At 68.6% G+C, this 4,236-nt stretch carries 8 protein-coding genes; all 8 read right to left on the bottom strand.

Annotation, left to right across the window (positions count from 1 at the left end; genetic code table 11):
* Nucleotides 1-453 (bottom strand): phage baseplate assembly protein V (locus GRI99_RS18375; RefSeq protein ID WP_160773521.1); only part of this gene is annotated, 453 nt, incomplete at its 3' end.
* 150 nt (nucleotides 454-603) lie between these two features.
* On the bottom strand, nucleotides 604-984 hold the full coding sequence (locus tag GRI99_RS18370) for a hypothetical protein (protein WP_160773520.1): 381 nt from the start codon (nucleotides 982-984) through the stop codon (nucleotides 604-606).
* Nucleotides 981-1,184, bottom strand: coding sequence for a hypothetical protein (locus GRI99_RS18365; RefSeq protein WP_160773519.1), 204 nt, complete (start codon nucleotides 1,182-1,184; stop codon nucleotides 981-983). The genes GRI99_RS18370 and GRI99_RS18365 overlap by 4 nt, the downstream gene beginning before the upstream one ends.
* Nucleotides 1,181-1,807 (bottom strand): TIGR02594 family protein, encoded by a 627-nt coding sequence (locus GRI99_RS18360; protein WP_202393188.1) that lies wholly within the window; start codon nucleotides 1,805-1,807, stop codon nucleotides 1,181-1,183. Before GRI99_RS18360 ends, GRI99_RS18365 begins: the two co-directional genes overlap by 4 nt.
* The gene (locus GRI99_RS18355; RefSeq protein WP_160773518.1) at nucleotides 1,804-2,067 is read right to left on the bottom strand and encodes a hypothetical protein; all 264 of its coding nucleotides are present in this window, start codon (nucleotides 2,065-2,067) and stop codon (nucleotides 1,804-1,806) included. The genes GRI99_RS18360 and GRI99_RS18355 overlap by 4 nt, the downstream gene beginning before the upstream one ends.
* The gene (locus tag GRI99_RS18350; RefSeq protein WP_160773517.1) at nucleotides 2,064-2,339 is read right to left on the bottom strand and encodes a hypothetical protein; all 276 of its coding nucleotides are present in this window, start codon (nucleotides 2,337-2,339) and stop codon (nucleotides 2,064-2,066) included. The genes GRI99_RS18355 and GRI99_RS18350 overlap by 4 nt, the downstream gene beginning before the upstream one ends.
* Entirely contained in the window at nucleotides 2,336-2,785 is a 450-nt protein-coding gene (locus tag GRI99_RS18345; protein ID WP_160773516.1) for a hypothetical protein, read from the bottom strand. The genes GRI99_RS18350 and GRI99_RS18345 overlap by 4 nt, the downstream gene beginning before the upstream one ends.
* Before the next feature lie 2 nt (nucleotides 2,786-2,787).
* Nucleotides 2,788-4,236 (bottom strand): glycine-rich domain-containing protein (locus GRI99_RS18340; RefSeq protein WP_337192956.1); only part of this gene is annotated, 1,449 nt, incomplete at its 5' end.

Raw genomic sequence — 4,236 nt, 5'->3', positions numbered from 1 at the left:
CAGGGTGATCCCGCCGGCAGCATCGATCGTCAAGCCCCCCGGTGCGGTGATCGTGGCAGTGGCACCGGCCGGAAGCTCGGCCACCAGCTCGTGGCCTTCCGGATCATAGGACAGCCGCGCACCATCGGCGAATTCGATGATCTCGGTGGTCGAAGTGCCCAAGGCGGGAAACATGTCGCGCACCAGGCCGGGCAGGGCCACCGCGCTGCCGATCTGGCCATCAGGTACGATCAGCAGCACCTGTTCGCCCACGCTGGGCGGTGACCAGGTGCGGGTTTCACCGCTGCGCAGGGTCAGCCAGCGGATCCACCCGGTAGTGGCCCCGCCATCCTCGTCATCCGGATCGCCGTAAAGCACCCGGCAGCGGGCGGTTTCGAGATCAAGCTCGCTTACCGTGCCAACCCGGATCAGCTCACCCACGCGGGCCGGGATGTCTTCCGCCGCCGCGCTCATGGGGCCCTTTGCCCTACCGGTAGACCCTGCGGGTCAGCTGCGCTTCCGCTACTTGAGGACGAAGGACAGGCCGCGCGCCAGCTGGCGTTGTGTTCCATCACCGCTTCGGTGGTGGCATCGGTGTCGAAGGAGTTGAAAGGATCTTGCGCGTCAGCGCCTGGTGCCGGGCGGAGCGGGATCGTCCGCATCACCAGGCACAGGCTGGTCTGGGCGGTATCGCTCGCAGTTGCCCTCGTAACCGGGGGCGGCGGATTGCAGGCACTCGTCATAGCGAGCAGAGCCGCGATCATTGCGCACTTCGTTGCCAGCTTCATGGGCTTCTCCGATCTGTTCAAAGGTGGTCTGGTGCCCGGCGGCAGTGGCCTCGGCCTTGCCGCCTTCGTGGGCTGTGCTGGTGATGGTTTGCACGATGTCGCGCACCGATCCGGTCACGGCTGCCGCCAGCGCCAGCACGCCAGCCAGGGCGATCAGAAGCCAGATCCAGCGGGCCATGCCGAACAGGCCGCGCGCGGCGAGGAAAGGTGGGATCATGGTCTTGCACTCCCCAGGACGATGTTCTCGATCTTGCTGAAGACCTCGCGCAGCGAGAGGAATGCGGCGGCCATCCACCCACCATCCTCACCGCTCACGGTCCCGTCGCGCAGCACGGCAAACACCATGAAGCCGAGGATTCCCGCGCCGAGGGTGGCGAGCGCCATCACGGCGGCAAAGCGCTGGGCCGAGGTGGTCACGCCTCATTCCTCGAGACAGTGCCGCCGCTCATGGCCGGCAGCCGGAATCCTGTGACCTTGAGGGGGGCAGGCCAGCGGGTGGCCACGGCGCGGATCTTGGCGATAGGGGTGATGTTGACCGCGTTCGACTGGTTGCCGCCGAGCACGTAGTAGTTTGCCGCGCTCTCGCCCACCAGGAAGCCGACATGGCCGCCGCCCTGGCGGCCGAACACCACCACGGCGCCCACCACGGGATCGCAGGGTTTACCCCATTTCGCCCACTCGAGGGCGCGGAACCAATGCTCGGGCACGTCCTGCCCGGCGGTCTTCATGCACACGGCGGCAAAGGTGCCGCACCACGGCGTCTCATCGTCCTTGAACCATCCGCCAAGCGACTTCACCCAGCCAAGGATTGTGCCGTTGTGCTGCGGCCCGGCGACTTCCTTCAGGCCCATGTGACGGCGTGCCTCGATCAGCCACGGAGCCTCGCCAACGGCCGAGGCGGGGGCGGCGGCGGGAAGGTCGGGCGCGGTGCCAAGAGCCACCTCGATCGAGGCCATCAGGTCCGCGTAGAGATCCGCCGGGATGGTCTGGCGGCGCGCACGGAGGGCACGGATGAAGGCCCCGTGATTGAACGTGGTCATCGGTGGGGTTCCTTCAGGTCGTTGAGCAGCTTGAGGGCGCGCGCCAGGACTTTCGATCCATCAGGTGTCACGCGCTCGAGTTCCTGCCACAGCAGCTCGATGACGGTGGTCTGCACGGCGGATCGCTCCTCGCAGCCCTCGGCGCGCTGCTCGATCGCGGTGAAGCGGTTCTCCAGCTTGTTCCAAAGCCAGGCGATGGCGCCGCCCAGGGCAACCAGCAGGCCGGTGGCGGCGGTGATGATGGCGGCGAGGTCGCTCATTCGCCCGTCCCCCGATCGGCCTGGTACACACGGGTGCAATGCGCCGGGCCATCGCCCAGGCGCGCGAAGATCCAGTCGATCACCGCACCGGCCACACGCGCCCAGCGGTGACCGTTTAGGCGCGCCTTGCCCACGTAGCCGCTGATCAGCTGGCGGCCGGTGGGCCTGCTGGCCAGGCCAGCCACGTACAGCGGGATCAGCCACAGCGTGCACAGCAGCACGTCCAGCGCGATCAGCAGGGCCATGGCGCTGGTGGCGAGCCGGGCCTTCACAGCGCCGCTCCTGCGATCCACAGAGCGTCAAGATCGTCGTCGGCCAGTCCGTACATGCCGCCGAGAACGGGCGTCAGCGGATGGTGCCGCTCGAAGCTGGTGGCGCCGGACAGCAACATGCGCGCGGTGAACTGTTGCTCCGCCGGCAGCATGTCGATCAGCGCGCCCATGCTGGCCGGAATGATGCCGGGGCCAACCGCGTCAAGCGCCTCGGCCTGGGTGATCTTGCCCAGCAGAGCGAGCTGCTGGAAGAACTGCCGGTCACTGATCGTGGCGGGAACCGTGGGCGCTGGATCGGGCGGTGGAACGAACTCTTGCCCATCGTAGGACCAGCCCGGCGCCACGCTATCAGGCGCGGCGATCCATCCTTGCTCTGCCGCAAACTCGGCATCTGCAAGGGCGACATTGGCAACATTGCCGTTCTCGATGATGGCGTATCGGTCCATCGTCACCCCCTCGAAATCACGATGACGACGCCAGCGCCGCCATTGCCGCCAGCACCGCTGTTGCCGACACCATCCACAGCAGCGCCACCCCCGCCGCCACCGCCACCGGGGAAGCCGCCATTGCCACCGTTGCCGCCATTACCGGTCAGGTTGCCTCCGCCGCCACCGCCGCCAGAGCCGGGTCGCCGATCGCCGCTAGCGGCGTCGGTTGCGTTTCCACCAGCGGTCCCGCCGGCTGCGCCCTTTACCCCATGCCCCGAAGACCGATAGGCGGGGGTGCTTGAGCCATCGCCACCGGCAGACTGCGCGTTGGCTGACGTGATACCGCCGCCACTTCCGCCGCCACCCGCCCCCAGCAATACGGTGTAGAGGCTGTTGGCGAACACATAGTAGGCAGCATCATTGCCACTGCCCCCACTGGTCGAAGCGGCTGCACCAGAGCCACCGGCCCACATGGAGGACAATGCGCCGATACTGTTGCCGCCACCACCAGAGCTGTTTGTGCCACCGCTGCCCGGCTGACCGCCGCCCGCCGCCAGCCAACGCGTTGCGCCGAACTGGCTGGCACCGCCGCCAGTCCCATTACTGCCGCTTGTGGAGTTAGCCGCGACCGCCGCTGCACCGGCACCGCCCGCGCCGACCGTGACCGTCTCGGTTGCGCCCAACTGGCTCGCGTCAAACGTCTGCACAGATACGCCGCCGCCTGCACCGCCGCCCCCACCGCAGCGAACGGAACCGGCAGCACCCTTGCGCCCAGAGCCAGCTCCACCCCCACCGCCGATGCAGATAACCTCCACGTCAACAGCACCGGCGGGCTTGGTCCAGGTTCCGCTGGCCGTGAAGACATCAATTTGCAGCACAGCGGACCCATCCGCTCCGTCAGCGCCATCTGCCCCGTCGGCACCGGGTGCGCCCGGCGCACCGTCAGCGCCATCGGCACCAGGTGCGCCCGGCGCACCGTCGGCGCCATCAGCACCGGCAGGGCCGATCAGGCTTGCGAGCCATGCGGCTTCGTTGCCCACGAAGCCGTTGGCCACGGCCACCTCGTAGGCGCTGGCACCGTCGGCACCATCGGCACCGTCGGCTCCGGGTGCGCCATCTGCCCCGTCGGCACCGGGTGCGCCTGGCGCACCGTCAGCGCCATCAGCACCAGGTGCGCCCGGCGCACCGTCGGCGCCATCAGCACCGGCAGGGCCGATCAGGCTTGCGAGCCATGCGGCTTCGTTGCCCACGAAGCCGTTGGCCACGGCCACCTCGTAGGCGCTGGCACCGTCGGCACCATCGGCACCGTCGGCTCCGGGTGCGCCATCTGCCCCGTCGGCACCGGGTGCGCCTGGCGCACCGTCAGCGCCATCAGCACCAGGTGCGCCCGGCGCACCGTCGGCGCCATCAGCACCGGCAGGGCCGATCAGGCTTGCAAGCCATGCGGCCTCGTTGCCCACGAAGCCGTT

The sequence above is a fragment of the Alteraurantiacibacter buctensis genome, from assembly GCF_009827655.1.
Classification (GTDB): Bacteria; Pseudomonadota; Alphaproteobacteria; order Sphingomonadales; family Sphingomonadaceae; genus Alteraurantiacibacter; species Alteraurantiacibacter buctensis.
This window is presented reverse-complemented; position numbering and strand designations above follow the sequence as displayed.